Below are 26,948 nucleotides of genomic sequence, written 5' to 3'. Positions count from 1 at the left end.
CGATAAAAGCAAAGCTTTCCCGACAATGGCATTATGTTTCCAACGCTTTCTCTAAATTGAGCAAAATAAGCAATCTTTTTCCTACCTTTGCTACCCCATGAATATAATCCACTTCCACAGCACCAATCGCTTCTGGAGGCGGTTCGATGCTTGACGCGGGTATATCAAGCACATCGTTAGCAGCATCGACAATCAACCCAACTTCTATATCTTGAAGCGCAACAATAATAATGCGCGTTTGTTCGGAATAAGGGGAAGAAGGAAAACCAAATCGTTCTCTCAAGTCAATAATCGGTGTTACTACACCACGTAAATTAATAACTCCTTTCACATAATGCGCCGTACGCGGAACTCGAGTAATATGTTGGATTTTTTCGATGGAACGAACGTATTGAACAGGGAGTGCATATTCTTCATTTTTTAGTTGAAAAACAATCACTTTCCATTCCGACTCTTGAACGTCAACCATCTTACATTCCTCCTTCCAATTAAAACCACTATTATTTAATTAACGCATTGCAGTCGATAATAAGCGCTACTTGCCCATCCCCTAATATGGTGGCACCGGAAATAGCAAATACAGAAGTTAAATAGTTTCCTAATGATTTTAAAACGACTTCCTGTTGCCCAATAAAGGAATCAACAACAAGGCCCGCCATTTTTTCCCCTTTGCGAACGATGACCACGGAAACAAATTCTTTCTCTTCCGATATAGTTGGTACTTCAAAAATTTCTTTTAAGAATACAAGCGGGACAACTTTTCCACGGAAATCAATGACTCGCTGATTATGCGCATGGAAAATATCTTCTTTCTTAATGATCGCTGTCTCAATAATGGATGATAATGGAATAGCATATTTTTCTTGTTGAATTTCAACAAGCAGCACTGAAATAATGGACAATGTTAACGGCAGTTGAATCGAAAAAATGGATCCTTTTCCTTCCTCGGAATCCACTGTCACCGCACCGCCAAGCGATTCGATCGTGCTTTTGACAACATCAAGCCCAACTCCGCGTCCAGAAATATCAGAAATTTTGTCTGCCGTCGAAAAACCAGGAGCAAAAATAAGCTCATACACTTGCCTATCCGTTAAATTAGCGGCGTTTTGCTGGGAAATAATTCCCTTATCCATCGCTTTTTGCAACACTTTATCACGATTAATGCCGGCACCATCGTCCTCTATTTCAATAAACACATGATTACCGCTATGATACGCTTTTAATTTTACCGTTCCTTCTTCCGGTTTGCCGTTTGCCCGACGCACATCTGGTGTTTCAATGCCATGGTCAATTGCATTGCGGAGAAGGTGAACAAGCGGATCACCGATTTCATCAATAACCGTGCGATCAAGCTCTGTTTCCGCCCCGATGATTTCTAGCTTTACTTTTTTCCCTAATTCACGCGCCAACTGACGAACCATGCGCGGGAAGCGGTTAAAGACCGTTTCTACCGGCACCATGCGCATATTTAAAATAATGTTTTGTAAATCGCTTGAAATGCGCGACATTCGTTCCACCGTTTCATGAAGTTCCGGATGATTTAATTCGCGGGAAATTTGCTCCAAACGCCCGCGGTCAATGACAAGCTCCTCAAATAAATTCATTAAAATATCGAGTCGTTCGATATTAACGCGGATCGTTTTATTTGCTGATATCGATTGCTTTGTCGCTGCATTTGCCTCAACACTTTTCGGACGCTGTTCTTTCTCGACGGTTGCTGCTTGTTGTTGCATTGTTTCTTCCTGAACAACTTCGACATCGTTTGTTTTCTTCCGCTCATCTATATCGAATAGTGCTACGTCCACTTCTTCCACTTCGGAAACTTTCATTATCCGCTCATATAATTCTTCTGCTGATTTTTTCGTTACAACGGTGACAATGAATTCCCGATCAAACTTCTCCTCCTCAAGCATCTCTACAGGAGGGTTCGATTTAATCACTTCGCCTGCTTCGTTTAATGCTTCAAATATCATAAACACGCGTGCAGATTTTAATAAACAGTCAGCTCGTAATTTAACGCGTATTTCATACGCAAAAAAGCCTTGCTCTTTTGATTGTTGCAGCACATTGTACTCAAATTCTCCGTAAGTTTGGGTAAGTGATATATTAGAAGAACTAGTCTGTTCCGTTCCTAATTTAGTCGGTGACTCCCCTTGTTCAATACGTTTTAATTGATCGACTACTTCTTTTACATCACGCTTGCCATCGCCGCCTTCCGCAATGGACATAATCATCGCTTCTAAATGATCCACTGCCTGAAAAACAACATCTAATATTTCTGGGGTAACGGTAATTTTATGGTTGCGAATGCCGTCAAGCACATTTTCCATTTGATGGGTCAAATTTGCTAAATCTTCAAACCCCATCGTTGCAGACATTCCTTTCAACGTATGTGCTGAACGGAAAATCTCGTTTACAATCGACATGTCTTCAGGTGCTTTTTCCAATTCTAGCAACTGTTCATTGATTGCTTGTAAATGCTCTTTACTTTCTTCAATGAACACTTCCAAATATTGGCTCATGTCCATCGCCTTTTCCCCCTTGCCCTTCTACATATTTGACAATCATTTCTGCAATTTGTTCTAAAGGCACGATCGAATCTACTACATTTGCTTGAATCGCTGCTCTCGGCATCCCGAACACGACCGCTGTTTCCTGTGCTTCAGCGATTACTTTGGTGTTTCCATTTTCTTTTAATTTTTTTAATCCTGCTGTTCCGTCTGAACCCATTCCTGTCATAATGACTGCAATTTTTTCATAGCCCGTTAATGCGCTTATCGATTCAAACAGCACATCAACAGATGGACGATGGCCATTTCGTGGCGGCGACTGTTCCACGCATGCCGTAAGCGACCCATTTGATTCACGTACTAATAAATGAAACCCGCCAGGCGCAATATAAGCAGTGCCATTTTGCAACGTTTCCCCATCTTCTGCCTCTTTTACGGTAATTTGTGAAAGTGAATCAAGCCTTTGTGCCAATGATTTTGTAAATCCTTTTGGCATATGTTGAACGATCATAATTGGTGCAGCAATATTTTCTGGCAATCTCGTTAACACTTGCTGTAAAGCGCGGGGGCCTCCCGTTGATGTCCCAATACAAACGATTTTTTTGCGCTGATGTGCCCGCTTGTCATACATCGGATTCATTATTATTTCACTGGCATTGTCTTTGGATATTACCCGTACATTGGCACGACTTGCTAGCAGCACTTTGTTTATTAGTTCTTCTTTCACTTTATATAAATCAAGCGAAATCTCCCCGGACGGTTTTGCAACAAAGTCGATCGCCCCATATTGCATGGCGATAATCGTATTTTTTGCACCTTCTGTCGTCGTGCTGGATAACATTACAACAGGAAGCGGATGTTCTTTCATTATTTGTTTAAGCGCATCAATCCCATTCATAATCGGCATTTCGACATCTAATGTAACGACATCCGGATTTAGCAGAGAAACCTTTTTTAGTGCTTCTTTGCCGTTTCTAGCCGCTCCTACTACTTCGATTTGCGGGTTTTCGGAAAGAAGATCGGTAATAAACTTTCGCATAAAAGCCGAGTCATCTACAACGAGCACTTTCACTTTGTTCATGTATTCTCTACCTTTCTAAAAGGAAATGCCGCAATCTAGCAAAGAAGTTAAACGATCGCTGGACTCTTTCTTCATCCATTGCCCGCGCTGACAAATAACGATCCGTTAGCATATACATTGCACGGCTAATTTTCGAAGCCGGGTCGAACAGTAAAAACGGTGTTTGCCGCACTACTGCCTTATAGACAGAGCGGTCTTCCGGCAAAACGCCCAACGGAATAATATCCTTATTAAGAAATTGTTTTGCTACACTTTTTAATCGACGCAACGTATCTCGTCCTTCTTGATCGGTCTGGGCTCGATTCACAATGACATAAAACGGAATATTCTTTTCTTGCATATGAACATACTTCATCATCGCATACGCATCTGTCATCGCTGTCGGCTCCGGTGTCGTGACGATAAAAATTTCATGGACCGCCTTTAAAAGACGAAGACGATCTTCGGAAATCCCCGCTCCCATATCGAAAATAAGATAGTCGTATTGTTCCGACACCAATTGCAGCTGCGTTAAAAAGAAATCTACTTTTTCTTCGTCCATTGTAAATATGTTTGCTAGTCCTGTTCCTCCAGCAATAAACGAAATATTTTCCGGACCATTTTTAATCAGCTCATATAACGAAAACCGCTCATAAAACAAGTCAATTATCGTCGCATGAGACGATTGACCGAGCAAAATATCGATGTTTCCCATTCCAATGTCCATGTCAAGCAACAATACCCGAAAGCCTCGTTTGGATAACATAATCGAAAAGTTGAGTGAGACGTTGGATTTACCGACCCCACCTTTCCCGCTAGTGATTGCAATCGCTTTTGTCGCACTTTGTTCATTTCGTCTATTTAATTGCAACCGTAAGCTTTCTGCTTGATCTCTCATGTTCGTTCGACTCCAAACAACATATTCATCATTTGTTCAACCGATGCTTCCATCATATCGTCAGGAACGTTTTGGCCATTTGTTAAATAAGCAGCTCCTACTTTATATTCCATCATTAAATTAAACATCGCACCGTAATGAGTTGTTTCATCTAACTTTGTAAAGATGAAGCGATCAATCGGAATGAGAGAAAACTGTTCATAAATCGTTTTCATATCCTCGTATTTTGCCGTTAGCGCAAATACGAGAAACGTTTCCATTTCTTCATTAAAATCGATCATATTTCGCAAATCTTTTACATATTGTAAATGACGGAAATTTCGTCCCGCTGTATCAATAAATACTACATCGCGATCGGACAGTTTTTTCTTTGCTTCGTGAAAATCTTGCAAATTATAACAAACTTCAAGAGGTACATTTAAAATGTTGGCATACGTTTTCAGTTGATCGATGGCTGCAATCCGATACGTGTCTGTCGTAATAAATGCAATGTTTTTTCCATGCTCCAAAACGCAGCGCGCCGCAATTTTGGCTAATGTCGTCGTTTTTCCTACCCCTGTTGGCCCAACAACATTAATATATTTTTTCTGAAAGGAAATTCCGCCGAACGGAAGCGGCGACAATTTTTCCTTCACGATTTCTTTGGCCCAGGCAAACACCTGCTTTTCTGCCGCTTTTCCGCCACTTTTATACCATTTCTCAAGCAAATCAGCCATGATTTCTTGCGCAAGCGGAGCAGAAATTTCTTGTCTTACTAGCCGGTAATGCACTTCTCTAAGCGGTTTCGGATAATGGGAAAAGCCGGTGGTGACGTTTGTCGAGAGCTGTTTTAACATCGTTTTTAACTCTTTTAGTTCATGAAGCAACTCCGCATCTTTGTTCTGTTTTTTCTCGGCAAGAAACGGAGCCGTTTCTTTTTTTCTTTCTAATCTTTGGCGAACAGGCTGCGAGTCGACAGCGGCAATCACCTCGATATTTTTTTTTGTAAATAACCCCAAAAATCCGCCTTTACGAACCACTTTTGAATTTAAAATCACCGCATCGCTCCCAAGTTCCGCACGAATCATTTTCATTGCTTCCGGCATCGACGGTGCAACAAATTTCTTTACTTTCATGCTATATCCACCATCCCAACGCTTTGAACTTCCACATTTGCTTCAAGCTCGTTGTAAGATAAAATCGGCAAGTTTGGAAAATATCGTTCCGTCAATTGCCGCACATACATACGAACAGCAGGGGAACAAAGCAAAATCGGCGTCTGATTCGCAAACGGATGCTGTTCAAGCTGTGCGGCAATCGCTTCAATAATCGACTGCGACCTTTCCGGATCCAGCGATAGATAGCTTCCATGTTCAGTCTGTTGTACCGCATCGGCAATCGTTTTTTCTACTTTTCCTGATAATGTAATTACTTTTAACGGCTCTCCCGGAATGACATATTGATTCGTAATTTGCCTTGCTAACGCTTGCCTCACATATTCGGTTAATATGTCTGTATCCGTTGTCATGCGGGCAAAATCTGCCAGCGTTTCAAAAATGAGCGGCAAATTGCGAATCGATACTTTTTCTTTTAATAGTTTCGCTAGTACTTTTTGCACTTCACCGATCGAAAGCGGATTTGGCGTCACTTCTTCCACTAATACCGGATACGATTCTTTCAAATGATCGATAAGCTGCTTCGTTTCCTGACGCCCTAACAATTCATAAGCATGGGCTTTTAACACTTCTGTAATATGTGTAGAAACGACAGACGGCGGATCAACGACCGTATAGCCCAACATTTCCGCCCGATCTTTCATATCTTCGGAAATCCATTTGGCAGGAAGTCCAAATGCCGGCTCCACAGTGTCAATTCCCTCAATGGAATCATCTTCGATTCCTGGGCTCATCGCTAAATAATGATCTAAGAGCAGTTCACCGCGCGCCACTTCATTCCCTTTAATTTTTAAACGATACTCATTTGGCTGAAGTTGAATATTATCACGTATACGAACAACTGGAATGACTAACCCTAGCTCTAGGGCTAGCTGCCGGCGAATCATGACAATCCGATCAAGCAGATCCCCGCCTTGATTCGCATCGGCAAGCGGAATAAGGGCATAACCAAACTCAAACTCAATCGGATCCACATTCAGTAGGCTAATAACACTTTCCGGACTTTTTAATTCGTCCATTTCCGTTTCTTTCGTTTCTTCTTGCGAAGGCGCTGCTTCTTGACGGGCCGTCTGTGTGGAAAAACGATATCCGCCAAGCGCAAGCAGACCGGCAATCGGAATCGTAAGCACATCATTAATCGGTGTGAACAGGCCTAACAAGAAAATCGTTCCCGCCGTCACATATAACATTTTTGGAAACGCAAACAACTGCTTCATAATGTCGCCGCCGAGATTGCTATCGGATGCGGCTCTTGTCACGACAATTCCCGTAGCTGTTGAAATTAATAATGCTGGAATTTGACTAACAATTCCATCCCCAACGGTTAATAACGTGTAGCGCTGTGCCGCCTCAGAAACATCAAGCCCCTGCTGAACAACGCCAATCACCATGCCAAAAAGCATATTAACGACGACAATAATCATCCCGGCAATAGCATCGCCTTTTACAAATTTGCTCGCTCCATCCATCGCCCCATAAAAGTCCGCTTCCTGAGCAATTTTTTCACGGCGCTGCCGCGCTTCTTGTTCCGAAATCATTCCTGCATTTAAATCAGCGTCAATGCTCATTTGTTTCCCAGGCATCGCATCGAGCGTAAAGCGTGCCGCTACTTCTGATACACGTTCAGCGCCTTTTGTAATGACGACAAACTGGATAATAATTAAAATCAAAAACACAACGAAGCCGACGACCACATTGCCGCCAACAACAAACGTACCAAACGTTTCCACAACCCCGCCTGCTTCTCCTTTACTTAAAATCGAACGTGTCGTAGAAACGTTTAACCCTAACCGAAATAGTGTAAGAAGTAATAAAAGGGACGGAAAAATCGAAAATTGCAGCGGCTCTTTCATATTCATCGCCGTAAGGAGAACTAATAGCGCAAGCGAAATATTAATAATAATTAATACACTTAACAGCCATGACGGCAGCGGGATAATGAGCATTGCTACAATTAAAACAACCATCAATAATACCGATAAATCTCTTGCTTGCATACACGTTCTCTCCTTACTGCTAAACTTTTCGTTTCAAGCGGTACACGTACGCTAAAATTTCGGCTACCACTTTAAAAAACTCTTCCGGAATCATATCGCCAACTTCCGTTTGCCGATAAAGCGCCTGGGCAAGCGGACGATTTTCTACCGTCACGACATCATGCTCTTTTGCTAGTTGCTTGATTTTTAGCGCAACATAATCGACACCTTTTGCCACAACCATCGGTGCATCCATTTTTCCGTCCTCGTACTTTAGTGCTACCGCATAATGCGTTGGGTTCGTTATGACAACGTCGGCTTTCGGAACCTCTTGCATCATCCGCCTCATCGCCATTTCCCGCTGCTTTTGCTTGATCTTTGATTTAATTAATGGATCGCCCTCTGTTTTTTTGTATTCGTCTTTAATATCTTGTTTTGACATTCGAATATTTTTTTCAAAGTCAAAGCGTTGATATAAATAATCAAAAATGGCGAGAAACAACAGCGCTGAAGAAGCATAAAGCCCCATTTTTGCCGTTAAACTAGCTAACGAGCTTAATGTCGTGCTTATTGATTTCGTTGTTAACGACAAAATATGATCAATCTGAAACCATAACAATGCAAACGTAACAAGTCCGACAACACTGATTTTTAAAATCGATTTTAAGAGTTCTACAATCGCTCGCAGCGATATCATTCGCTTAAACCCTTGAACGGGATCAAGCCTATTCCATTTCATTTTCAACGGTTCTGTCGTAAACAAAAAACCGACTTGCAAAAAATTGGCTAAACAAGCGGCGATGACTGCCGCGAAAAAAATGGGTGCAACGAGCATCGCCATATTTTTCAGCCAAGTGATAGAAAGACGGTGAACCGAGTCAATGGTTAAATCAACTCGTGCATATTGTTCGAAAGATTGATACATGAAGTGCAAAAGCTTTTCTTTATAAAAAGTTCCTAAGAAGTACAAAACAAGAAAAACAACAAGCATCACAATCGCTGTATTGATGTCGGCACTTTTGGCAACTTGTCCTTTTTCTCGCACTTCTTGCCGCTTTCTAGGCGTCGCTTTCTCCGTTTTTTCGCCGGCGAAAAATTGTAAATCAAGGCGCAACTCATTCATTTATGTGCCTCCTAAAAGCTTCATCAGCTCACGCATCGCCAAAAACATCATGTCAAACAAATGGCGGACAGCGATAAACAGCGTTGCCATCGTTACAATCAATAATATAAACGCCGCAGCAATCTTTACTGGAAAACCGACAACGAAAATATTAAGCTGCGGTACGGTGCGGGCAACAATTCCAAGCGCAACATCGACTAAAAATAAGGAGCCAACAAGTGGAACCGACATTTGAAAAGCAATAATAAACATCGTGCTAAACGATTTGACAATGTATTTAGCGACATGGCCGTGGTCAAAATGCGGCCAATGATCAAGCGGGATAAAACGATAACTGTAAAATACTCCATCTAGCAGCAAATGATGTCCATCGACTGAGAGCAACAACAATAAAGCAAACGTATAAAGATATTGCCCCACTAGCGGGCTTTGCGCACCCGTTTGCGGATCGATGACATTGGCAATGGCAAACCCCATTTGAAAATCAATCAGCCCGCCAACGATTTGAATCGCCGACACAATCATATAGGCAAATAGACCTATAAAAAGACCGACAAGCACTTCTTTAACTACTAGCAGCACATACATTCCGTCTAAGGGGATTGCCGGTTTAGAAATGGCAAAAAACATCATCCAACTTAGAAAAAAGGATAGCCCGATTTTATGTACCGCTGGAATCGTTCGATACGAAAACAGCGGCAATGTCGCAAAAAAGGAAGCGACCCGCGCAAAAACGAGCAAAAATGCTGGAAAATGTAATAATAATTGCTCCATCACTCATCAGCCTATAAATTTTGTTAAGTTATTAAAAATCTCATATGCATAGGACACCATTCTCGATAACATCCAAGGCCCGAAAAAAATAAGTCCGATTAATACCGCAACAATTTTGGGCACAAATGCAAGCGTCTGCTCTTGAATTTGCGTCGTTGCTTGAAAAATGCTGACAATCAGTCCAACGGCAAGAGCCAATAAGAGAAGCGGACCGCACACGATTAAAATCATATACACTCCCCGCTCCGCCATATGAATGACAAAATCGGCACTCATTTTTGCCACCTACTTTACTGAAAGCTTTCTAACAAAGATTTCACGACTAAATACCATCCATCAACAAGGACAAACAATAAAATTTTAAACGGCAACGAAATCATCACAGGCGGCAGCATCATCATTCCCATCGACATCAAGACACTTGCAACGATCATATCGATGACAAGAAACGGAATAAAAATCATAAATCCCATTTGAAACGCCGTTTTTATTTCGCTGATCGCAAATGCCGGAACAAGCGTCGTAAGCGGGATATCTTGTACGGATTTCGGTTTTTCTGCACCGCTATAGGACAAAAATAAAGCCAAATCTTTTTGCCGTGTATGTTTGCTCATAAACTCTTTTATCGGTACAGAAGCACGTTCATACGCTTGCTCTAAACTAATTTTTTCTGAAAACAATGGTTGCAACGCTTGGTCGTTTATCTCTTTAAAAGTCGGGGCCATAATGAAAAACGTTAAAAATAGCGCTAAACCGACCAGCACTTGGTTTGGCGGCATTTGCTGCGTTCCAAGCGATGTGCGAACGAACGATAAAACGATAACGATGCGTGTAAAGCATGTCATCATAATTAAAATGCCAGGAGCGATGGACAATACAGTTAATAATAATAATAGTTTTACAGACATAGAGACATTTTCAGGAGCGACTTGGTTAAACATTTGCACAAATTCATTCATCGGATGTCGTTCCTTTCCGTTTGACCTGCTTCAATAATTCTTTCCGCTTGACTGACAGCTCCTGCATTTCTTTTAAAAACATATCGCGGAACGAATCATGACGATCACTTGTCTGTTTTCGTTTCTCTGTTAAGTAATCGTGCAGACGAGCACCCCATTTGCTTGGTTCTAACATTTGCTGCAATCGTTCATGATGCAGCGCCAAAATTTCTTCTATCTCTTTTTCATCATCGATTTCTCGCAATAGTTGAATCGATTCGCCAACTCCAATCACAAGAATGCGATTTCCTACTTTTATTAATTGGACCGAACGATTTGTTCCAACGCTTGTCCCACCAAGATGCTCAATAACTCCTTTTTTTCCAGTAAACAACTGGCCGCGATGATGGAGAAATTTTAGCAATCCATAAATTAATAAAAGTACAAACACTGTTGCCCCAATAAGTTTAATGACATCCCAAACGGATAAAGGCGAACCTTGCTCTTTTTGAGTTGATGTAACTTTTTTATGCGAATCCGTTTGTTGTTCGCACAAGTCAGGATGCTGCAAACATTCATTCACCGTTGGCGATTGCTCCGCAAAAACAGGAAAGCCTGTTTGCGCAGCAATCGTGATGACGATACATAAAAATAATGGAATGATTCGTAACCGAAACAAACTTGTTCCACCTCTTATATTTATCCAAGCGTTTTATTAATCGCCTCAATGACACGGTCAGCTTGGAATGGTTTTACAACGAAATCCTTTGCTCCCGCTTGAATAGCATCAATCACCATTGCTTGCCGCCCCATCGCTGAACACATAATGACTTTTGCATTGCTGTCAATTTTCTTAATTTCTTTTAATGCAGTAATACCATCCATCTCCGGCATGGTAATGTCCATCGTTACGATATCTGGACGGGTTTCCTTATATTTTTCAATCGCTTGCAAGCCATCGGCTGCTTCTGCCACTACTTCGTGTCCGTTTTTTGTTAAAATATCTTTAATCATCATTCTCATAAACGCTGCATCATCAACAACCAATATTCTTGCCATTGTCTATCAACCTCCTAAATGATTATTTTAGTCTTTTTAGGCGATCACTTTGACTGATAATATCGGTGACGCGTACACCGAAATTTTCATCAATCACAACTACTTCTCCTTTAGCAATTAACTTATTGTTCACCAATATATCAACAGGCTCTCCCGCTAATTTATCCAATTCGATAATAGAGCCTGATGACAAACTTAAAATTTCCTGAACAGAACGTTTCGTACGACCAAGTTCGACGGTTACTTGAAGCGGAACATCAAGAAGAAGCGATAAATTTTTCACTTCTGCATCCGCTGGCGGGGATGGTTCAAATTCAGCAAAATCAACCGATTGAATTTGTCGTTCTCCCGCTCTAGCATACGTCCCAAAATGATTTGTATCGCGATGAGAAGGAGCTGTTTCATGTGTAACATAATTTTCCGTTTTAGGAAGTTCGTAAGACGGCGATGTATCAATTGTTTCAGCCGTTACTGATTGCTTAGAAAGCGCCGCTTCTTGCATAACGGTTTCTTTCCCTGCTTCTTTCACACCGCTAGAAGAGTCTGTTTCACTAGTTGAATGAAGGAGCTGTTGCACAAGTCCTTTCGCAAAATCAACTGGCAATAATTGCATAATATTTGAATCAATTAAATTGCCAATTTTCAATCGAAAAGAAACTTTAATAAATACGTCTTCATCCGGCAAATATTCAATTCCTTCCCCTTCTTTGACATCTAGCAAGTGAACGGTTGGGGGAGAAATATCTACACGTTTTCCGAAAATAGTGGACATCGATGTCGCTGCCGATCCCATCATTTGGTTCATTGCTTCTTGCACAGCGCTTAATTGAATCTCTCCTAATAAATCAGCCGCACTTTTTCCATCTCCACCTAGCATTAAATCCGCAATGATAGCTGCATCTTCTTGTTTAATAACAAGCAGATTCGTTCCTAAAAGTCCATCTGTATAATTTACTTGAATCGCTACATACGGTAATGGAAACTCGTCAGCTACATTTTTTCGTTCAATGACCGAAACGCTTGGGGTCGTAATTTCCACTTTTTGATTTAACAATATCGAAAGCGCTGTTGCCGAGCTTCCAAACGAAATATTGCCAATTTCCCCTAGCGCATCTTGCTCAAGTGGCGACAATACATCATCTAGCTGCGGAATTTTATCACTTTCGCCTGGTCCGCGCAGCAGCGCATCAATTTCATCTTGGGATAACATATCATCATTCATCATTGTAATTTTCTTCCCCCTTAAACGTATCTAAAATTTGTATCGCCAACTTTTTATTTCGCTTTCCGGGCTGGCCAATAAATTTTGGAATATCCCCTACTTTAATAAGAAGCGGTTGATGAATGGACTGATCGAGCTCAATAACATCACCGACTTCCAGCTGTAAAAATTCTTGAATGGTAATCGTTGCACTTCCAAGCTCAGCAATAATAGGAAGTTTTGCAAAGCGAATTCGCCTATCGATCGCTTTTGTTTCTTCCGGTAAACTTTCTTTTTTCTGCGTTTGCATCCAATAATGGACGGAAAGCTTAGGAATAATCGGCTCTAGCACAACATGCGGTATACAAATATTAATCATTCCGCTCGCCTCGCCAATTTGTGTGTTTAACGAAATAACGACAACCGTGTCATTCGGTGATATCATTTGCAAAAACTGTGGATTTACTTCAAAATCGGTGAAAATAGGATCAATCTCTGCCACCGATTCCCATGCATCACGCAAATTGGAAAAAGCTTTATCAAATAAATTGGACATAATTTTTGTTTCAATTTCTGTTAAATTATCTACTTTATTCATACTTGTTCCTCTTCCGCCCATTACACGATCAAGCATCGCATAGGCGATATTTGGATTCACTTCTATTAATATATGGCCATTGAGCGGTGGTACTTCAAAGATGTTTAAAATCGTCATTTTCGGAATGGAACGAATAAACTCTTCATACGGAATTTGGTCGGCAGATGCCACCGATATTTGCACATATGTACGCAATTGCGCCGAGAAAAAGGTAGTTAATAATCTTGCAAAATTTTCATGAATGCGCGTTAGACTGCGAATTTGATCTTTCGAAAAACGAAGCGCCCGCTTAAAATCATATACTTTAACGCGCTTTCCCTCTTCTTCTTTTTTTAATTCTTCCGCGCTCATTTCTCCCGCGGACAGCGCCGCTAACAGCGCGTCTATTTCGCTTTGTGATAATACTTCACCGGTCGTCATGTGCTCGTTTTCCCCCTTTTTAAGTACAAGCTATTGGAGGATAAAGGAGGTAATATATACTTGCTCCACTGTTCCTTCTTGCATAATTTGGTTAATTTGTTGTTTTAAACGTTCTTCTAAATCAGTCATGCCTTTTTTTCCTTTAAAATTTTCCGCTTTCATTTCAGAAAGCTCTTCGATAATAATATTTTTAATTTGAAAATCGCGTTTTGCCGCTTCTTCTTTTCCTTCTTCACTGTTTGCTTGAATTTTAAAGGAAACTTTCACATAACGTCCATCTGCTAAATTTGTTGTTATTTCTGGGATATCGATCGAGCACGCCACGATTTCATCGGCACTTGGCGCGCTGTGATCTTTTTCTTCGGTTAGTTTCATCACAGCAATTAAAGCTACGGTGCCAATGAGAGCAATAATAACAAGTATAATTACCATCGTTTTTATTACATTACTTTTCACGTTTCCGATCCTCCTAAACCTTCCGGTAAGCGCACCACTGCAACTTGTCGATAAAAATCGTTCGCCAATCGAATAACCTCTTGTACGGATTCACGTACGACAAACTTTTTTCCGTTTGTTAACGTAATCGTTGTATCGGGAAATGCTTCCACTTGTTCAATATAAATCGCATTTAACACAAACTTTTTTCCATTTAGCCGTGTTAATGTAATCATGTATGTACAGGGTACTAGACGGCAGCTAGTACCCTCCCCCCTTTACTATTTCTTCAAGTTGACAAGCTCTTGCAAAATTTCATCCGATGTTGTAATAATGCGCGTATTCGCTTGGAAGCCGCGCTGCGCGACAATCATTTCCGTAAACTCTTCCGCAAGATCGACGTTGGACATTTCCAGCGTACCAGCGACAATAGTGCCAGTTCCATTAGCACCAGGAGCGCCTGTAGTTGCTGTACCAGAGTTAGCTGTTTGTCTGAAAAGATTGTCTCCTGCCTTTTCTAATCCGTCATTATTAGGAAATTTCGCTAATTGGATGGTGCCAGCGGTCTGTAATTGCCCACTTGCATTTACGTAGCTTACAGTTCCATCTGCACCGATACTAATGCTTTGTGCAGTTTTAGGAATTCCGATACGCTCACCACTTGTGTTGAGTAAATAGCGTCCGTCAGCGCTGACGATATATCTGTAAACATCATCTCCGGAATCTAAGTAAAAATTTCCTGTTCTTGTGTATACTAGATTACTTCCATTTGCATCTCCCAAGACGAAAAACCCATCTCCAGAAATCGCTAAGTCTAACGGACGTCCTGTCGTTTGCAAGCTTCCTTGCGTATGGACGGTATCAATCGCTGCCAGTTGGGATCCTAGACCAACTTGTTTTGGGTTTACGCCGCCGCGGTTTGCTGTCGGACCGCTTGCCCCTGCAATTTGCTGGCTTACTAAATCTTTAAAAATCGTTCTTCCTTTTTTAAATCCATATGTATTGACGTTGGCGATGTTATTCCCAATGACATCCAGCTTTGTTTGGAAATTTCTCATTGCGCCAATTCCCGAATACATAGAACGAAGCATTGTGTTTCCTCTCCCTTTCTTTATTTAGATTCCACTTTCACCACAAGACTCGCTTTGATCGTTGTGCCATTATCAAGTTCTAGAAAAATTTGCTGATCTTTTTGTGACACCGATTGAACGATCCCGCTTTTTGTGTTTTCATCCTCTTGCCAATAAACGTTTTTGCCAATCCATTCGCTGTAACGAAGCAGGGCATGATCATGTTGTGTTTTTATAAATTGTTCGAGCATGCTTGAAATATTGATCATTTGTTCTAAAGAAGAAAAGCTCGCCATTTGCGCAATAAACTCTTTATCCTCCATTGGATTTAACGGATCTTGGTTTTGCAATTGAACAAGCAAAATTTTTAAAAAATCATCTTTTCCTAATATTTGATTTCCCGTTTTCCGCTCGGGCGGCTTATAGTTGTCTAACAGCAAACTTGAATCAATTCCATTTGTCACGCTTTTCCCTCCTATACTTTCCTATCGATCATTTCTGACATCAACGTATGGAAAGGAGGCTGCTTTTTCGCTTTCTCTTCTTTTCGCTGCTGCCGTTCTTTTTGTTCATGCCCGCGTTCTTCTTGGTAAAATGCAGGCGCATGGCGATCTTGCGTCAATACGTTCCATTTTTCCACCGTTATATTTTCCGTCGACAAAACTTGCTGAAGTTGCGATAAATTTGCATCTAAAAGTTCTTTCGCCGAATCCGTCGACGCGATTAGCTTTGCTGTTAATGTCCCATGTTCCCGTACAATCTTTATGGTCAATGTTCCTAAATGTTCAGGATAAAGGCGAATGACAAATTGCGCATTTCCGTTTTTGAAACGAGTAAATCGGCCTGATTGGATAATATTTGTAAATTGTTGAAGAAATGCCTCATTTGCCTTTTGTTCTGACAACGTTTGATCAACGGCAATAATCGGTACGTTCTCTTTCGACATCATGATATTTCCATTTGGCAACAACCTATTAAACGGTTGTATAAGGGATTCTTTCTGTCTCTCTACATTTTCAGCAGCCGCTTTGTCCCCTAATGAGGAATCAAAGATTTTACTGAAAGCAGATGAAAGTGAAAACCGATTTTGCAACATCGATCTTTCTGTTTTTTTACTTTTCTCTTCTTGCTTATCCAATCTTGTCAGCATTTCCCGCAAAAACGCTTGTATATCGATCTGTTCTTCATTTTCTTTCATGATGCTGTTTTGCTGCAAAGGCTGTATATCGTTATCAAAAAAGGAATACAAACGGGACGCTGCTTCGTCATTTATAACATTGCTTATTTGTTCTACTGACATATCTTTATCCGCAACATTGCTTATTTGCTGGATTAACTGTATGATCGCTTCTTTATCTACTACATTATTTAACTGTTCGATTGAACGGTTGGGAAAAATAGAATGAAAATTAGTTTGATTGGTATCTATCATGTTGTTCAACAGGAAAAGAAGAAAAGAAAACGATTCTTCTATCCTAAATTCGCCGGTTACGTCTTCCTGTTCTTTCGATGGCGTGGAAAAACGCTCATTAGAAACAAGAACGTTTCCTTCTTCATTTTTTGCATCCGTTTCGATCATCGCCAGCAGCTGCTGAAACGGACTGCATTCCTCTTTTTCCCCTGCTAGCTTAAGAGTTGATTTTTTTGGTGGTCCTACTATTGGTTGACCGAACTGTTGATAGCTAGTTCCAATTTTCACCTTGCCGCCTCCTCAACGGGTGGATTTTCTTCAGCGCGTTTTGCCAGCATCGACGTATATTTTGCCGCATCATCTGGCGGCATTTTCTCTAAAATGGCCGCCGCTTTATCACTGTCTAGTGAGGATAAGATCGTCAGTACATCGCTTTCCGGCATTTTTGTTAAAATCATTGCAGCGTTTTTCTCTGACATCGTTTCATACATGCTCGCAATGTCTTCCATCGTTGTGTTGTTCGTTGTGTTCATCGTTGCGGTTTTGTCTTCAGGTAGTTCCTCTTTGTTTGCTTCCATCAATGATAATTGTTCTTCTAAATGTTCCTTCTCTTTTTTCAGCCTGTCCACTTCTTGTTGTTTTGCCGATAATTCATTTTCTAGCTCGTTAATTTGTTTCTTTTGTTGCTCGATCACTTCGTTTTGCTTTTCAATCGTTGTTTCTAACTTCCTTTGTATTTTGTGCACATCTACCAATTGCGAGATAATCGGAATATTTTTGCTGAATGTTTTTACCGTATCAAGAACGTTAACTCCCGCAATGGTCATAATGACAAGAGCTAATGCCGCCGCAAACAACGATGGAATGACAATGATAAATAAAAACCATTGGAGTTTGCTTTCTTTTTCTTCTCTCTCCATTTCTTGATTTTGTGCCATCTTCTAATCTCCCCGATGTACAAAACGTTGAATCGAAATTTCATCCATCCATTTATTTTCTGCGGTTCTTTCCGCATCGAAAGCAGCTTGTATATATTTTTCTTTCATTTTTTCATATTTTTTTACTTCTATATTAAGCTCTGTTAATTTCATTTGCTTCCGGTGCATTTGTTCTCTTGCTTGCATCACTAGAAGCTGATAATGGTGGATCGTTCGTTCAAGATTGGAAATAAACTGCTGGAAGTGGCGAATTTCTTGAATGGACAATCCTGATTGAAGTTTTTGTTTATGGATTTCTTCATATTGTTCTTTTTGCTTAAGAAAGTGGTATAATTTTTCCGCCACTTCCTCAAAGCGCCGTACGGCTTCATTGTATTCTCCTGCTGCTTGATGTTTCTCATTTTCTTTCATTGTTAAAACTTTTTGCAGCTTAAATGCGTATCCCATTTTTTTCACCCTGCATGGATTAGGTCAATTAGCATTTCAATGCTTTTGTCTTTTGTTATTTTTTCATGAATATCTTGTTTGCAAAAGGAAATGATTTTTGGATAATAACGAATCGCTTCATCAATTTCGTTTGACGATCCTCGTTTGTACGCCCCTATATTGATTAAGTCTTCCGAATTAATATAAGTGGATAGAAGCTGGCGCAGTTTATCTGCCGCTTGCCGATGTTCTGGTGTAATAATATGATTCATTACGCGGCTAACGCTTTTCAATACGTTAATGGCTGGATACTGTCCCCTATTGGCTAAGCTTCGTTCAAGGATGAAATGCCCATCCAAAATGCCGCGTACCGTATCAGCAATCGGCTCGTTCATGTCATCTCCGTCAACAAGTACGGTATAAAATGCGGTAATAGTGCCGTAAGCGCTCGTCCCTGTACGCTCTAATAATTTTGGTAAGATAGCAAACACGGACGGAGTATACCCTTTTGTTGTCGGCGGCTCGCCGATGGCTAGTCCAATTTCTCGCTGCGCCATGGCAACGCGTGTGACAGAGTCCATCATAAACATCACATCCATCCCTTGGTCGCGGAAATATTCCGCAATCGCCGTGGCGGTATACGCTCCTTTTACACGCATGAGCGCAGGCTGATCAGAAGTGGCAACGACAACGATAGAACGGGCCAAACCTTCCGGACCGAGGTCCCGTTCAATAAATTCACGGACTTCACGTCCGCGCTCACCAATTAATGCGATAACATTTATATCCGCATTCGTGTGACGGGCAATCATCCCCATTAACGTGCTTTTTCCAACTCCCGAACCGGCAAAAATTCCGACGCGCTGCCCTTTGCCAACCGTTAACAAGCTGTCAATGATCCGAACCCCAACTTCGATCGGTTCGTTGATCGGCGGTCTTGCAAGCGGATTGGGCGGATTGCGCTCAATCGAAATAGGATGCAATCCCTTCGGCAATGGGCTGCCATCTAGTGGATAGCCGAGAGGGTCAAGCACTTGCCCGATTAATGGCGAGCCAACGTGAATTTGCAACGGTTTTCCAGTTGCTTCAACAATACATCCTGGTGAAATATGCTGAACAGTCGAAAACGGCATTAACAATACATGTTGCTCTTTAAATCCAACTACTTCTGCCGCAATCAATTGTTTTTGCCTGCCGCTTCTAGTGTGAATATAGCAAATGTCGCCGACTGAGCTTTCCGGTCCTTTCGCTTCAATCATTAAGCCAATGACCCGTGAAACTTTGCCAAACCGTTTATAAGTGTCCATCTCGTCGATTTCATCGAGCAGAGCTTGCCAATTCAGTGGATACCCCCTCCTTCATTCGTTCGAACAGCTTCTCTTTTATTTGCTCAAGCTGTGTATCAACGCTTGCATCGATGCGTCCGAACGGGGTTTCAATGATGCAGCTATATTCCGCAAGCTGCAAATCTGGATGAATGAACACATCCGCTTCATGGTGAAATAACGCTTTTAATTCTTCTTTTTGTTGCACGACCGTTTCATAAGAAAGCGGATGGACGTAAATCGTTACTTCCGTTTGTTCCCGAACTTCTTTAATCGCCCGCTTTACTAGTGATAAAAAATAGTCGTGATTTTCCGCTAATTTTTCACCGATAATACGCTCTGCTACTTTCATTCCAATGCGGAGGATCGTTTCTGCGGATGCATTGATTTGTTCATAAAATTGAACATTTGCTTTTTCTGTAATTTGCCGCGCCTGTTCAATCAGCTCGCGATAACGATGCAGCGCTTCTTCTTTTCCTTGATGAAATCCGTCTTGATATCCTTCTTCACGCGCTAATTGGATAAGCTGCTCCTTTTCTATATGCCAGGCTTCTTGTTCTTTCAACAATTGCTGCCGAATAGATTCATAATATTGTTCTGCTTCCCGTCTGATTTGTTCTGCCTCATACTTGGCATGTTCCATCATCATTTCGTGATTTTCTTGCTGTTTTTCTGTTATATTTTGCTGTTCGAGAAAAAGTCGTTTAATTTCAATCGTTTTTTTAGCAGTACGATTTGTTTTTGTAAAAGGAGCTTTAATGACGTTAGACAATAATATCATCTCCCCCACCGCGTGCAATCACAATTTCCCCTGCTTCTTCCAGGCGGCGAATCACTGCGACAATCCGTGACTGCGCTTCTTCAACATCACGTAAACGGACAGGACCCATAAATTCCATTTCTTCCTTAAATGTCTCTGCCATGCGCGTGGACATGTTGCGAAACACAATCTCTTTTACTTCATCGCTTGCCACTTTGAGCGCTAGCATTAAATCATTGTTATCCACTTCACGAATCACGCGCTGGATTGCGCGATTATCAAGAGTGACGATATCTTCAAAGACAAACATTCGTTTCTTAATTTCTTCGGCAAGTTCAGGATCTTGAATTTCAAGGGCATCGAGAATCGTCCGTTCTGTGCTGCGGTCCACCTGATTTAGCACTTCCACTACCGCTTCGATGCCGCCGGCTTGTGTATAATCTTGCACAACCGTTGTCGATAGTTTTCGTTCTAAAATTTGCTCCACTTCATTAATAATGTCAGGAGATGTGCTATCCATTAACGCGATGCGTCGCGCAATATCCGCCTGCATTTCTTGCGGCAGTGCCGATAAAATTTGTCCTGCTTGCGCCGGTTCAAGATAAGAAAGAATAAGGGCAATCGTTTGTGGATGTTCGTTTTGAATAAAATTTAATAGTTGCGTTGGATCCGCTTTACGGGCGAAATCAAACGGCCGCACCATCAAGGCGGACGTTAACCGATTAATAATATTCATCGCTTTTTCTGGACCGAGCGCCTTTTCCAGCACTTCTTTTGCATAAGCGATCCCGCCTTGTGCAATATAATCTTGTGCCAGTGCAATTTGATGAAATTCTTCCAGCACTTCTTCCTTTGCGTCTGCTGTCACTTGCCGCATATTCGAAATTTCTAACGTTAGTTTTTCAATTTCTTCTTCTGACAAATGTTTATAAACGGAGGCGGACACATCTGGACCAAGGGAAATGAGAAGGATCGCTGCTTTTTGTCTCCCTGTTAACCCTCCTTTTTTGTCGCGCTTTGCCATTTTCCGTTCCTCCTACTCTTCCGATAGCCATGTTCGCAACAGCTTTGCAAATTCGTCTGGCTTTTCTTTCGCTAATTTTTCTAGTTGCTTACGGCGCATCGTCGATTCCGTTTCGTTCTCTTCATGGATATCTGGAATTTCTTGAACCATAGGCTCCAGAATATCTTCCTCTTCTTCCTCTTCTTCCTCTTTACGTCTGCGCCACAATAAAATGAGCAATGCAATAAGAAGAACAAGGCCAATTCCACCGACGATGTATACCCACATTGGAATCGTCTGTTTTGGTTCCGTAAATGTTGGTTTTCCGTTAAATTTCTGAACAGAAACAACGATGCGATTTTGAATATCCTGATCGGTTAATGTTTGGCCATCTTGCTTATTAATCGATGTTCTGACAATCGTTCCTAATATTTTTTGAATATCGTCGATCGTTTGCTGTGGCAAAGAGTTTGGATTTTTCGGATTTGGCGGCTCAACCATTACTTGAATGCCTAAATCACGAATTTTATATGGACTTTCGACGATATGTTTTTTGATCTTATTCACTTCGTTATTAATCGTTTCCTCGGTTCGCTCATAATCTCCATTTGTCTCGCTTGCTCCAGCCTGATAGCTTGGCACTTCGTTTTCTCCCGTACCGGCCACGCCGCCCGGCTGCGCGCCTTTCCCAGAGTATGTCTCTTTAATACGTTGCACGCTGACGGCAATGCCTTCGTTATTTTTTTCATCAACCGGAGCAACAAGGTTTTCTTCCCGGTTTTCCTGCGTAAAGTCCACATCAGCCGTTACGGATACAACGACTTTATCCTGCCCCATCATTGTTCCTAACATTTGCTGTACTTGCCGTTGAATATCTCGTTCAATTTGTTTTTTAATTTCTTGCTGTGTGGCAAACGTTGTGCCTGTCGAAAAATTTTCGTTATTTTTCAAATCAAAATACTCAAAAAACTGATTCATAATGACGATATTATCTGTAGGAAGGTTAGGAACACTTTTAGAAACAAGATGGTACAACGCCCTAATTTGCTGATCGCTAAATTGATATCCCGGTTTTGTTTTTAACACGATCGAAGCCGATGCCTCGCCTTGGTCATCGGAAGCAAACACGCTCGGCTGTGGAAGATTAATCATTACTTTTGCGTCTTCTACACCATCGATGCTTTTAATTAAATTTGCCAGCTCATTTTGCATTGCTTCGAGTTTGACAACATTAAACTCGTTATCCGTCATTCCGAAGCTTGCATTTTTTCCAAAATAAGAATAATCAATGGTGCCGCTGTTTGGAATTCCTTCTGCCGCTAAATCAACTTTTAACGAGTTTACTAACTCTTTTGGCACTTTAATCGTGGTGCCGTTATCCGCTACTTCCGATTTGACTCCCCGCTGGTCGAGCGTTGCTTTAATTTGCCCCGCTTCCTGTGGCGTTAAGTTGCTATATAACGGCGCAAACTCTGTTCTTGTCGCAAAATATATAGCTACGCCGGTTATAAGCAAGAAAAGAACGAGGCTGGCAATGGCGATCCATTTTTGTTTTTTTGTTCTCTCTTTCCAAAATAAGGTGAATCGGCTTAGCCATTCTTTTAATTTGTTGCTCATACTATTCCCCCGATTATTTCACAATCCATATGCTATATTTGCATTCTCATCATTTCTTGATATGCCTCAATCACTTTGTTGCGCACTTCTAATGTAAGTTGTAAGGAAATGCTCGCTTTTTGCGAAGCGATCATCACCTTGTGTAAATCAACGTTTTCCCCTTTTACAAGCTTCTCTGTTAATTGGGAAGCTTGCAATTGCTCGTCATTCACTTTATTCAGCGCATCTTTCAAAAAAGTGGAAAACGCCTTTTGCGCATCAGCTGGTTTTGTCGCTTTTGAAGCAACGTTTGTCGCCTCTGAAAACAAAGAGCGATGAATTCCTTGTATCATCATCTATATCCCCTTTATTTTTTTACTTTCCGATTTCTAATGCTTTCATTAACATTCCTTTCGTCGCATTAAAAACCGTTACATTTGCTTCATATGACCGTGTTGCACTCATTAAATCGACCATTTCTTTTAACGGATCGACGTTAGGAAGGCGAACATATCCGTTAGGGTCTGCGTCAGGATGAGAAGGATCGTAAACGAGTTTAAAAGGAGTTTGATCCTCCATAATTTTTGTTACTTTCACTCCGTTACCAACAGATGAGCGGCTATTCATCGCAGCTTGCAAATATGTAGAAAATCCTTCTTGACGCGGTTCCATCACAACGAATTTGCGTCGATACGGTTCCCATTGTCCATTAACCAATCGAGCGTGAGTCGTGTCGACATTAGCCATATTGGAGGAAATTACATCCATGCGTAACCGCTGCGCCGTAAGCGCAGACGCTGTTATATCTAAACTTTGAAAAATAGACATAATTATTTTCCTCCCTTAATGACCGTTTTTAACGTTGTGAACTTTCCGTTCAATTGCTCGACTAAAGCGTTGTAATAAATTTGATTTTCTGCCAAATATGACATTTCTTGATCAATATCGACATTATTTCCATTATGATTGTATACTACATTGGTCCTTGACGTCACGAGAAATTTGTTTGTCATTGGACGGGTAAACGGAAGATGTTTCGGATTTGTTCGCTTTGCTTCTAGCGGTTGAAGCGCTCGGTCTAGTTCTGCCCGAAACCGCACTTCTTTTGCCTTATAATTGGGCGTGTCTACATTGGCGATATTGTTTGCAATCACTTTTTCCCTTAATGACGCATAATCCAGCCCTTGCTCTAGCATCATAAACGTACGCGAAAACAGTGACAAAGGTATCCCCTCTTTTATCCTATTTTTTCGACAATATATGCTAATATTCATTTTACGAGAATGAAAAAATATTGTATAGCCGGAAGATTGTACTATTTTTTTCATCCTAAATAGAAAAAAAGACGAAATTTGTCTATGTCTGTCGTTTTTATATTATTGTAAATGTACTAAAATCGCTGGCCAAACAAATGTTTTGACATATAAAAAACCGGCCTAAAAGCAAGTCTGCTTTTAGGCCAGTTTTCTTATTTTATTAACTGGATTTTAATTTTTCTAGTTCTGTTAAAAACTTATCATTTAACACTTTAATATATGTTCCTTTCATACCGAGGGATCGTGATTCAATCACACCGGCGCTTTCTAGTTTACGAAGAGCATTTACGATAACAGAACGAGTAATGCCGACACGGTCAGCAATTTTACTTGCGACAAGCAACCCTTCTGTACCGTCTAGCTCTTCAAAAATATGTTCGATCGCTTCTAGTTCGCTATAAGAAAGCGAGCTGATTGCCATTTGTACGACCGCTTTGCTGCGTGCTTCTTCTTCAATTTCCTCCGCTTTCTCACGCAAAATTTCCATGCCGACAACCGTTGCGCCATACTCTGCTAGAATGAGATCATCATCGTGAAATTCACGATCCAATCGCGATAAAATAAGTGTTCCGAGCCGCTCGCCGCCACCATTGATCGGCACAATTGTCGTCAAACCTGTTTTAAATAAATCGCGATTTTCCACTGGAAACGCGGTATATTCGCTATTAATATCAATGTTAGGAGACGTTTCTGTAATGTTAAACAGATTTTTCGTATACTCTTCTGGAAATTGACGTTCTTCTAACATTTTTTTCATTCTCTCATTTTCAATCGATTGCTTAATCGCAAAGCCGAGCAATTTACCGCGACGGCTCACAACGAATACGTTTGCTTCAATTACCTCGCAAAGCGTTTCTGCCATTTCTTTAAAGTTTACCGGTTTTCCCGCTGCTTTTTGCAGCATTGCGTTAATCTTTCTTGTTTTTTGTAATAAATTCATCTTTTCATTCTCCTCCTCATTTAATGTTACAAAATGAATTCACTCAAATCTTTGTTTTTGACAATGTTGCCTAGTTTTTGTTCGACATACTGAGGTGTAATGACTACTTTATCTAGCGTAATATCCGGAGCTTCAAACAATAAATCTTCAAGCAGCTTTTCCATGATCGTATGAAGGCGTCTTGCTCCGATATTATCGGTTGTCTGATTCACTTCAAAGGCGACTTCGGCGATCTTACGAATAGCATCGTCAGAAAATTCAAGATTTATACCTTCCGTCGCAAGAAGCGCCTTATATTGTTTAATAAGAGCATTATCAGGCTCTACTAATATTTTTACGAAATCGTCAACTGAAAGTTTCGTTAGCTCGACACGAATCGGAAACCGGCCTTGCAACTCTGGGATTAAGTCGGACGGTTTTGCCATATGAAATGCTCCGGCAGCGATAAACAATATATGATCTGTCTTAACAGGTCCGTATTTCGTCATAACGGTGGAGCCTTCAACAATTGGCAAAATGTCGCGTTGCACTCCTTCTCTCGATACATCCGCTGAAGAAGCGGCTTGCCCGCTGCGCGCAATTTTATCGATTTCATCGATAAAAATGATGCCAGACTGTTCGGCAAGACGTATTGCTTCCTGTGTTACTTCATCCATGTCGATTAACTTCTGTGCTTCCTCATTCGTAAGCACTTTACGCGCTTCTCTTACTTTTAATTTGCGTTTTTTGCGGCGCTTCGGAATGAGGCTGCTTAGCGCGTCTTGCATATTCATTCCCATTTGCTCAATGCCGGCCCCTTGCAAAAAGTCAAAAAACATCGGCTGTTGTTCTTCTACTTCGATTGTCACCATTTCATCTTCCAGCTGACCGTTCGCCAGCTGCCAAGCGACTTGTCTCCGTTTTTGTTCGATGTGATCGTCTTCATACGTTTGATTTGTATCTTGCTGCGATGTTTGCGCTCCACCGAATAATAGTTCAAGAGGGTTTTTCATCGTTTGTTTTTGCTTTCCCGGCACTAATAACTCAACAAGCCGTTTATTCGCTTGCTGTTCAGCGCGATCTTTCACTTCGTTCATTTTCCGTTCTTTTACTAATCGAACGGACGTTTCCACAAGATCGCGCACCATCGATTCGACATCGCGGCCGACATATCCAACTTCCGTAAACTTTGTTGCCTCCACTTTGACAAACGGAGCGCCAACCAACTTCGCCAACCGTCTGGCAATTTCCGTTTTTCCGACCCCTGTCGGACCGATCATTAAAATATTTTTCGGGACAACTTCATCCCGTAATTTTTCATCAAGCAAACTGCGGCGATAACGATTTCTTAGCGCAATCGCAACTGCTTTCTTCGCTTCCTTTTGCCCAACGATAAATTGATCAAGCTTTTCGACAATTTGCCGAGGCGTTAATGCTTCTGACACCGCTGTCCCTCCTCTCTTTTTATAGTTCTTCCACAATAATATGGTCATTCGTATACACACAAATATTTGCGGCTATTTCTAGCGCCGCTTTGGCAATCTCTTTGGCCGATAGCTGATCTCCTGCGTATTGTTTTAATGCACGTCCTGCCGCTAGCGCGTAATTTCCGCCAGAACCGATCGCTAATATTCCGTCATCCGGTTCAATGACTTCACCAGTTCCTGATACGAGAAGCAAATGGCGTTCATCCATCACGATTAGCATTGCCTCTAAGCGCCGCAATACTTTATCGCTGCGCCATTCTTTTGCTAATTCCACAGCGGCGCGCGGCAAGTTCCCATTAAATTCTTCTAGCTTTCCTTCGAACATCTCAAATAATGTAAACGCATCTGCGACCGATCCGGCAAATCCTGCTAACACTTTTCCTTGAAATAATCTCCGTACTTTTTTCGCTGTATGTTTCATCACCACTGCATTGCCAAACGTTACTTGACCGTCTCCTGCCATCGCAGCCTTTCCATTATGATGAATCGCAAAAATCGTCGTCGCGTGGAACTGTTCCATCGCTATCCATCCTCCTTTTTGCTCGCGGCAG

General features: G+C 41.3%; 31 protein-coding genes. All 31 read right to left on the bottom strand.

Features of this window, described 5'->3' with window-relative positions:
• Positions 1–31 precede the first annotated feature (31 nt).
• Complete coding sequence (locus DER53_RS10245) at positions 32–469, bottom strand: chemotaxis protein CheW (protein ID WP_015863467.1); 438 nt, start codon at positions 467–469, stop codon at positions 32–34.
• 31 nt (positions 470–500) lie between these two features.
• Positions 501–2,528 carry a chemotaxis protein CheA gene (locus tag DER53_RS10240; RefSeq protein WP_062753370.1) on the bottom strand — a complete coding sequence of 676 codons (2,028 nt, stop codon included), beginning with the start codon at positions 2,526–2,528 and terminating at the stop codon, positions 501–503.
• Positions 2,494–3,591 (bottom strand): protein-glutamate methylesterase/protein-glutamine glutaminase, encoded by a 1,098-nt coding sequence (locus DER53_RS10235; protein ID WP_015863465.1) that lies wholly within the window; start codon positions 3,589–3,591, stop codon positions 2,494–2,496. The genes DER53_RS10240 and DER53_RS10235 overlap by 35 nt, the downstream gene beginning before the upstream one ends.
• Positions 3,592–3,598: 7 nt before the next feature.
• Positions 3,599–4,468, bottom strand: a complete 870-nt coding sequence (locus tag DER53_RS10230; protein ID WP_062753372.1) for a MinD/ParA family protein — start codon at positions 4,466–4,468, stop codon at positions 3,599–3,601.
• The gene (flhF, locus tag DER53_RS10225) at positions 4,465–5,583 is read right to left on the bottom strand and encodes a flagellar biosynthesis GTPase FlhF (protein WP_015863463.1); all 1,119 of its coding nucleotides are present in this window, start codon (positions 5,581–5,583) and stop codon (positions 4,465–4,467) included. Before flhF ends, DER53_RS10230 begins: the two co-directional genes overlap by 4 nt.
• Entirely contained in the window at positions 5,580–7,619 is a 2,040-nt protein-coding gene (gene flhA, locus DER53_RS10220; protein WP_062753374.1) for a flagellar biosynthesis protein FlhA, read from the bottom strand. Before flhA ends, flhF begins: the two co-directional genes overlap by 4 nt.
• A gap of 19 nt (positions 7,620–7,638) precedes the next feature.
• A complete protein-coding gene (flhB, locus tag DER53_RS10215; RefSeq protein ID WP_062753376.1) occupies positions 7,639–8,721 on the bottom strand; it encodes a flagellar biosynthesis protein FlhB in 1,083 nt (360 codons plus the stop codon).
• On the bottom strand, positions 8,722–9,495 hold the full coding sequence (fliR, locus tag DER53_RS10210; RefSeq protein ID WP_062753378.1) for a flagellar biosynthetic protein FliR: 774 nt from the start codon (positions 9,493–9,495) through the stop codon (positions 8,722–8,724). It abuts the gene before it with no gap.
• A gap of 6 nt (positions 9,496–9,501) precedes the next feature.
• Positions 9,502–9,771 carry a flagellar biosynthesis protein FliQ gene (fliQ, locus tag DER53_RS10205; RefSeq protein WP_062678217.1) on the bottom strand — a complete coding sequence of 90 codons (270 nt, stop codon included), beginning with the start codon at positions 9,769–9,771 and terminating at the stop codon, positions 9,502–9,504.
• Between the two features lie 14 nt (positions 9,772–9,785).
• Positions 9,786–10,454 carry a flagellar type III secretion system pore protein FliP gene (gene fliP / locus DER53_RS10200; protein WP_015863458.1) on the bottom strand — a complete coding sequence of 223 codons (669 nt, stop codon included), beginning with the start codon at positions 10,452–10,454 and terminating at the stop codon, positions 9,786–9,788.
• Complete coding sequence (gene fliZ, locus DER53_RS10195; protein WP_062753380.1) at positions 10,447–11,112, bottom strand: flagella biosynthesis regulatory protein FliZ; 666 nt, start codon at positions 11,110–11,112, stop codon at positions 10,447–10,449. The genes fliP and fliZ overlap by 8 nt, the downstream gene beginning before the upstream one ends.
• Before the next feature lie 20 nt (positions 11,113–11,132).
• Entirely contained in the window at positions 11,133–11,492 is a 360-nt protein-coding gene (locus DER53_RS10190; protein ID WP_062753382.1) for a response regulator, read from the bottom strand.
• 22 nt (positions 11,493–11,514) lie between these two features.
• Positions 11,515–12,717 carry a flagellar motor switch phosphatase FliY gene (fliY, locus tag DER53_RS10185; RefSeq protein ID WP_062753384.1) on the bottom strand — a complete coding sequence of 401 codons (1,203 nt, stop codon included), beginning with the start codon at positions 12,715–12,717 and terminating at the stop codon, positions 11,515–11,517.
• The gene (fliM, locus tag DER53_RS10180) at positions 12,707–13,711 is read right to left on the bottom strand and encodes a flagellar motor switch protein FliM (protein WP_062753386.1); all 1,005 of its coding nucleotides are present in this window, start codon (positions 13,709–13,711) and stop codon (positions 12,707–12,709) included. Before fliM ends, fliY begins: the two co-directional genes overlap by 11 nt.
• Positions 13,712–13,741: 30 nt before the next feature.
• A complete protein-coding gene (gene fliL, locus DER53_RS10175; RefSeq protein ID WP_015863454.1) occupies positions 13,742–14,167 on the bottom strand; it encodes a flagellar basal body-associated protein FliL in 426 nt (141 codons plus the stop codon).
• Positions 14,164–14,382 (bottom strand): flagellar FlbD family protein, encoded by a 219-nt coding sequence (locus DER53_RS10170; protein ID WP_062753388.1) that lies wholly within the window; start codon positions 14,380–14,382, stop codon positions 14,164–14,166. Before DER53_RS10170 ends, fliL begins: the two co-directional genes overlap by 4 nt.
• A 45-nt stretch (positions 14,383–14,427) precedes the next feature.
• Positions 14,428–15,237 carry a flagellar basal body rod protein FlgG gene (gene flgG, locus DER53_RS10165; RefSeq protein WP_062753389.1) on the bottom strand — a complete coding sequence of 270 codons (810 nt, stop codon included), beginning with the start codon at positions 15,235–15,237 and terminating at the stop codon, positions 14,428–14,430.
• Between the two features lie 20 nt (positions 15,238–15,257).
• Complete coding sequence (flgD, locus tag DER53_RS10160; protein WP_062753391.1) at positions 15,258–15,680, bottom strand: flagellar hook assembly protein FlgD; 423 nt, start codon at positions 15,678–15,680, stop codon at positions 15,258–15,260.
• Between the two features lie 11 nt (positions 15,681–15,691).
• The gene (locus DER53_RS10155; RefSeq protein ID WP_062753392.1) at positions 15,692–16,915 is read right to left on the bottom strand and encodes a flagellar hook-length control protein FliK; all 1,224 of its coding nucleotides are present in this window, start codon (positions 16,913–16,915) and stop codon (positions 15,692–15,694) included.
• A complete protein-coding gene (locus DER53_RS10150) occupies positions 16,912–17,565 on the bottom strand; it encodes a MotE family protein (protein ID WP_015863449.1) in 654 nt (217 codons plus the stop codon). Before DER53_RS10150 ends, DER53_RS10155 begins: the two co-directional genes overlap by 4 nt.
• 3 nt (positions 17,566–17,568) lie before the next feature.
• Complete coding sequence (gene fliJ, locus DER53_RS10145) at positions 17,569–18,012, bottom strand: flagellar export protein FliJ (RefSeq protein WP_062753394.1); 444 nt, start codon at positions 18,010–18,012, stop codon at positions 17,569–17,571.
• A 5-nt stretch (positions 18,013–18,017) separates the two neighbouring features.
• Entirely contained in the window at positions 18,018–19,298 is a 1,281-nt protein-coding gene (fliI, locus tag DER53_RS10140; protein WP_062753396.1) for a flagellar protein export ATPase FliI, read from the bottom strand.
• Positions 19,299–19,308: 10 nt separating this feature from the next.
• The gene (gene fliH / locus DER53_RS10135) at positions 19,309–20,097 is read right to left on the bottom strand and encodes a flagellar assembly protein FliH (protein WP_015863446.1); all 789 of its coding nucleotides are present in this window, start codon (positions 20,095–20,097) and stop codon (positions 19,309–19,311) included.
• A complete protein-coding gene (gene fliG / locus DER53_RS10130) occupies positions 20,081–21,100 on the bottom strand; it encodes a flagellar motor switch protein FliG (protein ID WP_015863445.1) in 1,020 nt (339 codons plus the stop codon). The genes fliH and fliG overlap by 17 nt, the downstream gene beginning before the upstream one ends.
• A 12-nt stretch (positions 21,101–21,112) precedes the next feature.
• Positions 21,113–22,696 (bottom strand): flagellar basal-body MS-ring/collar protein FliF, encoded by a 1,584-nt coding sequence (gene fliF / locus DER53_RS10125; RefSeq protein WP_062753398.1) that lies wholly within the window; start codon positions 22,694–22,696, stop codon positions 21,113–21,115.
• A gap of 32 nt (positions 22,697–22,728) precedes the next feature.
• The gene (fliE, locus tag DER53_RS10120) at positions 22,729–23,028 is read right to left on the bottom strand and encodes a flagellar hook-basal body complex protein FliE (protein WP_062753400.1); all 300 of its coding nucleotides are present in this window, start codon (positions 23,026–23,028) and stop codon (positions 22,729–22,731) included.
• A gap of 22 nt (positions 23,029–23,050) precedes the next feature.
• On the bottom strand, positions 23,051–23,503 hold the full coding sequence (flgC, locus tag DER53_RS10115; protein ID WP_062753402.1) for a flagellar basal body rod protein FlgC: 453 nt from the start codon (positions 23,501–23,503) through the stop codon (positions 23,051–23,053).
• Positions 23,504–23,505: 2 nt separating this feature from the next.
• Positions 23,506–23,898, bottom strand: coding sequence for a flagellar basal body rod protein FlgB (flgB, locus tag DER53_RS10110; protein ID WP_015863441.1), 393 nt, complete (start codon positions 23,896–23,898; stop codon positions 23,506–23,508).
• 253 nt (positions 23,899–24,151) lie between these two features.
• Entirely contained in the window at positions 24,152–24,931 is a 780-nt protein-coding gene (gene codY, locus DER53_RS10105; RefSeq protein WP_062753404.1) for a GTP-sensing pleiotropic transcriptional regulator CodY, read from the bottom strand.
• Positions 24,932–24,957: 26 nt separating this feature from the next.
• Positions 24,958–26,355, bottom strand: coding sequence for an ATP-dependent protease ATPase subunit HslU (hslU, locus tag DER53_RS10100; RefSeq protein WP_062753406.1), 1,398 nt, complete (start codon positions 26,353–26,355; stop codon positions 24,958–24,960).
• A gap of 19 nt (positions 26,356–26,374) precedes the next feature.
• Positions 26,375–26,917 (bottom strand): ATP-dependent protease subunit HslV, encoded by a 543-nt coding sequence (hslV, locus tag DER53_RS10095; RefSeq protein ID WP_015863438.1) that lies wholly within the window; start codon positions 26,915–26,917, stop codon positions 26,375–26,377.
• Positions 26,918–26,948 lie beyond the last annotated feature (31 nt).

The organism is Parageobacillus toebii NBRC 107807, assembly GCF_003688615.2.
Classification (GTDB): Bacteria; Bacillota; Bacilli; order Bacillales; family Anoxybacillaceae; genus Parageobacillus_B; species Parageobacillus_B toebii.
The sequence above is the reverse complement of the archived record's forward strand: the minus strand, read 5'-3'. Positions and strand labels throughout refer to the sequence as shown.

What these genes read in the sequence shown, in the direction of transcription:
- DER53_RS10245 (WP_015863467.1), bottom strand. Translation starts at nt 469, where the DNA reads ATGGTTGACGTTCAAGAGTCGGAATGGAAAGTGATTGTTTTTCAACTA.
- DER53_RS10240 (WP_062753370.1), bottom strand. Translation starts at nt 2,528, where the DNA reads ATGGACATGAGCCAATATTTGGAAGTGTTCATTGAAGAAAGTAAAGAG.
- DER53_RS10235 (WP_015863465.1), bottom strand. Translation starts at nt 3,591, where the DNA reads ATGAACAAAGTGAAAGTGCTCGTTGTAGATGACTCGGCTTTTATGCGA.
- DER53_RS10230 (WP_062753372.1), bottom strand. Translation starts at nt 4,468, where the DNA reads ATGAGAGATCAAGCAGAAAGCTTACGGTTGCAATTAAATAGACGAAAT.
- flhF (WP_015863463.1), bottom strand. Translation starts at nt 5,583, where the DNA reads ATGAAAGTAAAGAAATTTGTTGCACCGTCGATGCCGGAAGCAATGAAA.
- flhA (WP_062753374.1), bottom strand. Translation starts at nt 7,619, where the DNA reads ATGCAAGCAAGAGATTTATCGGTATTATTGATGGTTGTTTTAATTGTA.
- flhB (WP_062753376.1), bottom strand. Translation starts at nt 8,721, where the DNA reads ATGAATGAGTTGCGCCTTGATTTACAATTTTTCGCCGGCGAAAAAACG.
- fliR (WP_062753378.1), bottom strand. Translation starts at nt 9,495, where the DNA reads ATGGAGCAATTATTATTACATTTTCCAGCATTTTTGCTCGTTTTTGCG.
- fliQ (WP_062678217.1), bottom strand. Translation starts at nt 9,771, where the DNA reads ATGAGTGCCGATTTTGTCATTCATATGGCGGAGCGGGGAGTGTATATG.
- fliP (WP_015863458.1), bottom strand. Translation starts at nt 10,454, where the DNA reads ATGAATGAATTTGTGCAAATGTTTAACCAAGTCGCTCCTGAAAATGTC.
- DER53_RS10190 (WP_062753382.1), bottom strand. Translation starts at nt 11,492, where the DNA reads ATGGCAAGAATATTGGTTGTTGATGATGCAGCGTTTATGAGAATGATG.
- fliY (WP_062753384.1), bottom strand. Translation starts at nt 12,717, where the DNA reads ATGATGAATGATGATATGTTATCCCAAGATGAAATTGATGCGCTGCTG.
- fliM (WP_062753386.1), bottom strand. Translation starts at nt 13,711, where the DNA reads ATGACGACCGGTGAAGTATTATCACAAAGCGAAATAGACGCGCTGTTA.
- DER53_RS10170 (WP_062753388.1), bottom strand. Translation starts at nt 14,382, where the DNA reads ATGATTACATTAACACGGCTAAATGGAAAAAAGTTTGTGTTAAATGCG.
- flgG (WP_062753389.1), bottom strand. Translation starts at nt 15,237, where the DNA reads ATGCTTCGTTCTATGTATTCGGGAATTGGCGCAATGAGAAATTTCCAA.
- DER53_RS10150 (WP_015863449.1), bottom strand. Translation starts at nt 17,565, where the DNA reads ATGGCACAAAATCAAGAAATGGAGAGAGAAGAAAAAGAAAGCAAACTC.
- fliJ (WP_062753394.1), bottom strand. Translation starts at nt 18,012, where the DNA reads ATGGGATACGCATTTAAGCTGCAAAAAGTTTTAACAATGAAAGAAAAT.
- fliI (WP_062753396.1), bottom strand. Translation starts at nt 19,298, where the DNA reads ATGGACACTTATAAACGGTTTGGCAAAGTTTCACGGGTCATTGGCTTA.
- fliH (WP_015863446.1), bottom strand. Translation starts at nt 20,097, where the DNA reads ATGATATTATTGTCTAACGTCATTAAAGCTCCTTTTACAAAAACAAAT.
- fliG (WP_015863445.1), bottom strand. Translation starts at nt 21,100, where the DNA reads ATGGCAAAGCGCGACAAAAAAGGAGGGTTAACAGGGAGACAAAAAGCA.
- fliF (WP_062753398.1), bottom strand. Translation starts at nt 22,696, where the DNA reads ATGAGCAACAAATTAAAAGAATGGCTAAGCCGATTCACCTTATTTTGG.
- fliE (WP_062753400.1), bottom strand. Translation starts at nt 23,028, where the DNA reads ATGATACAAGGAATTCATCGCTCTTTGTTTTCAGAGGCGACAAACGTT.
- flgC (WP_062753402.1), bottom strand. Translation starts at nt 23,503, where the DNA reads ATGTCTATTTTTCAAAGTTTAGATATAACAGCGTCTGCGCTTACGGCG.
- codY (WP_062753404.1), bottom strand. Translation starts at nt 24,931, where the DNA reads ATGAATTTATTACAAAAAACAAGAAAGATTAACGCAATGCTGCAAAAA.
- hslV (WP_015863438.1), bottom strand. Translation starts at nt 26,917, where the DNA reads ATGGAACAGTTCCACGCGACGACGATTTTTGCGATTCATCATAATGGA.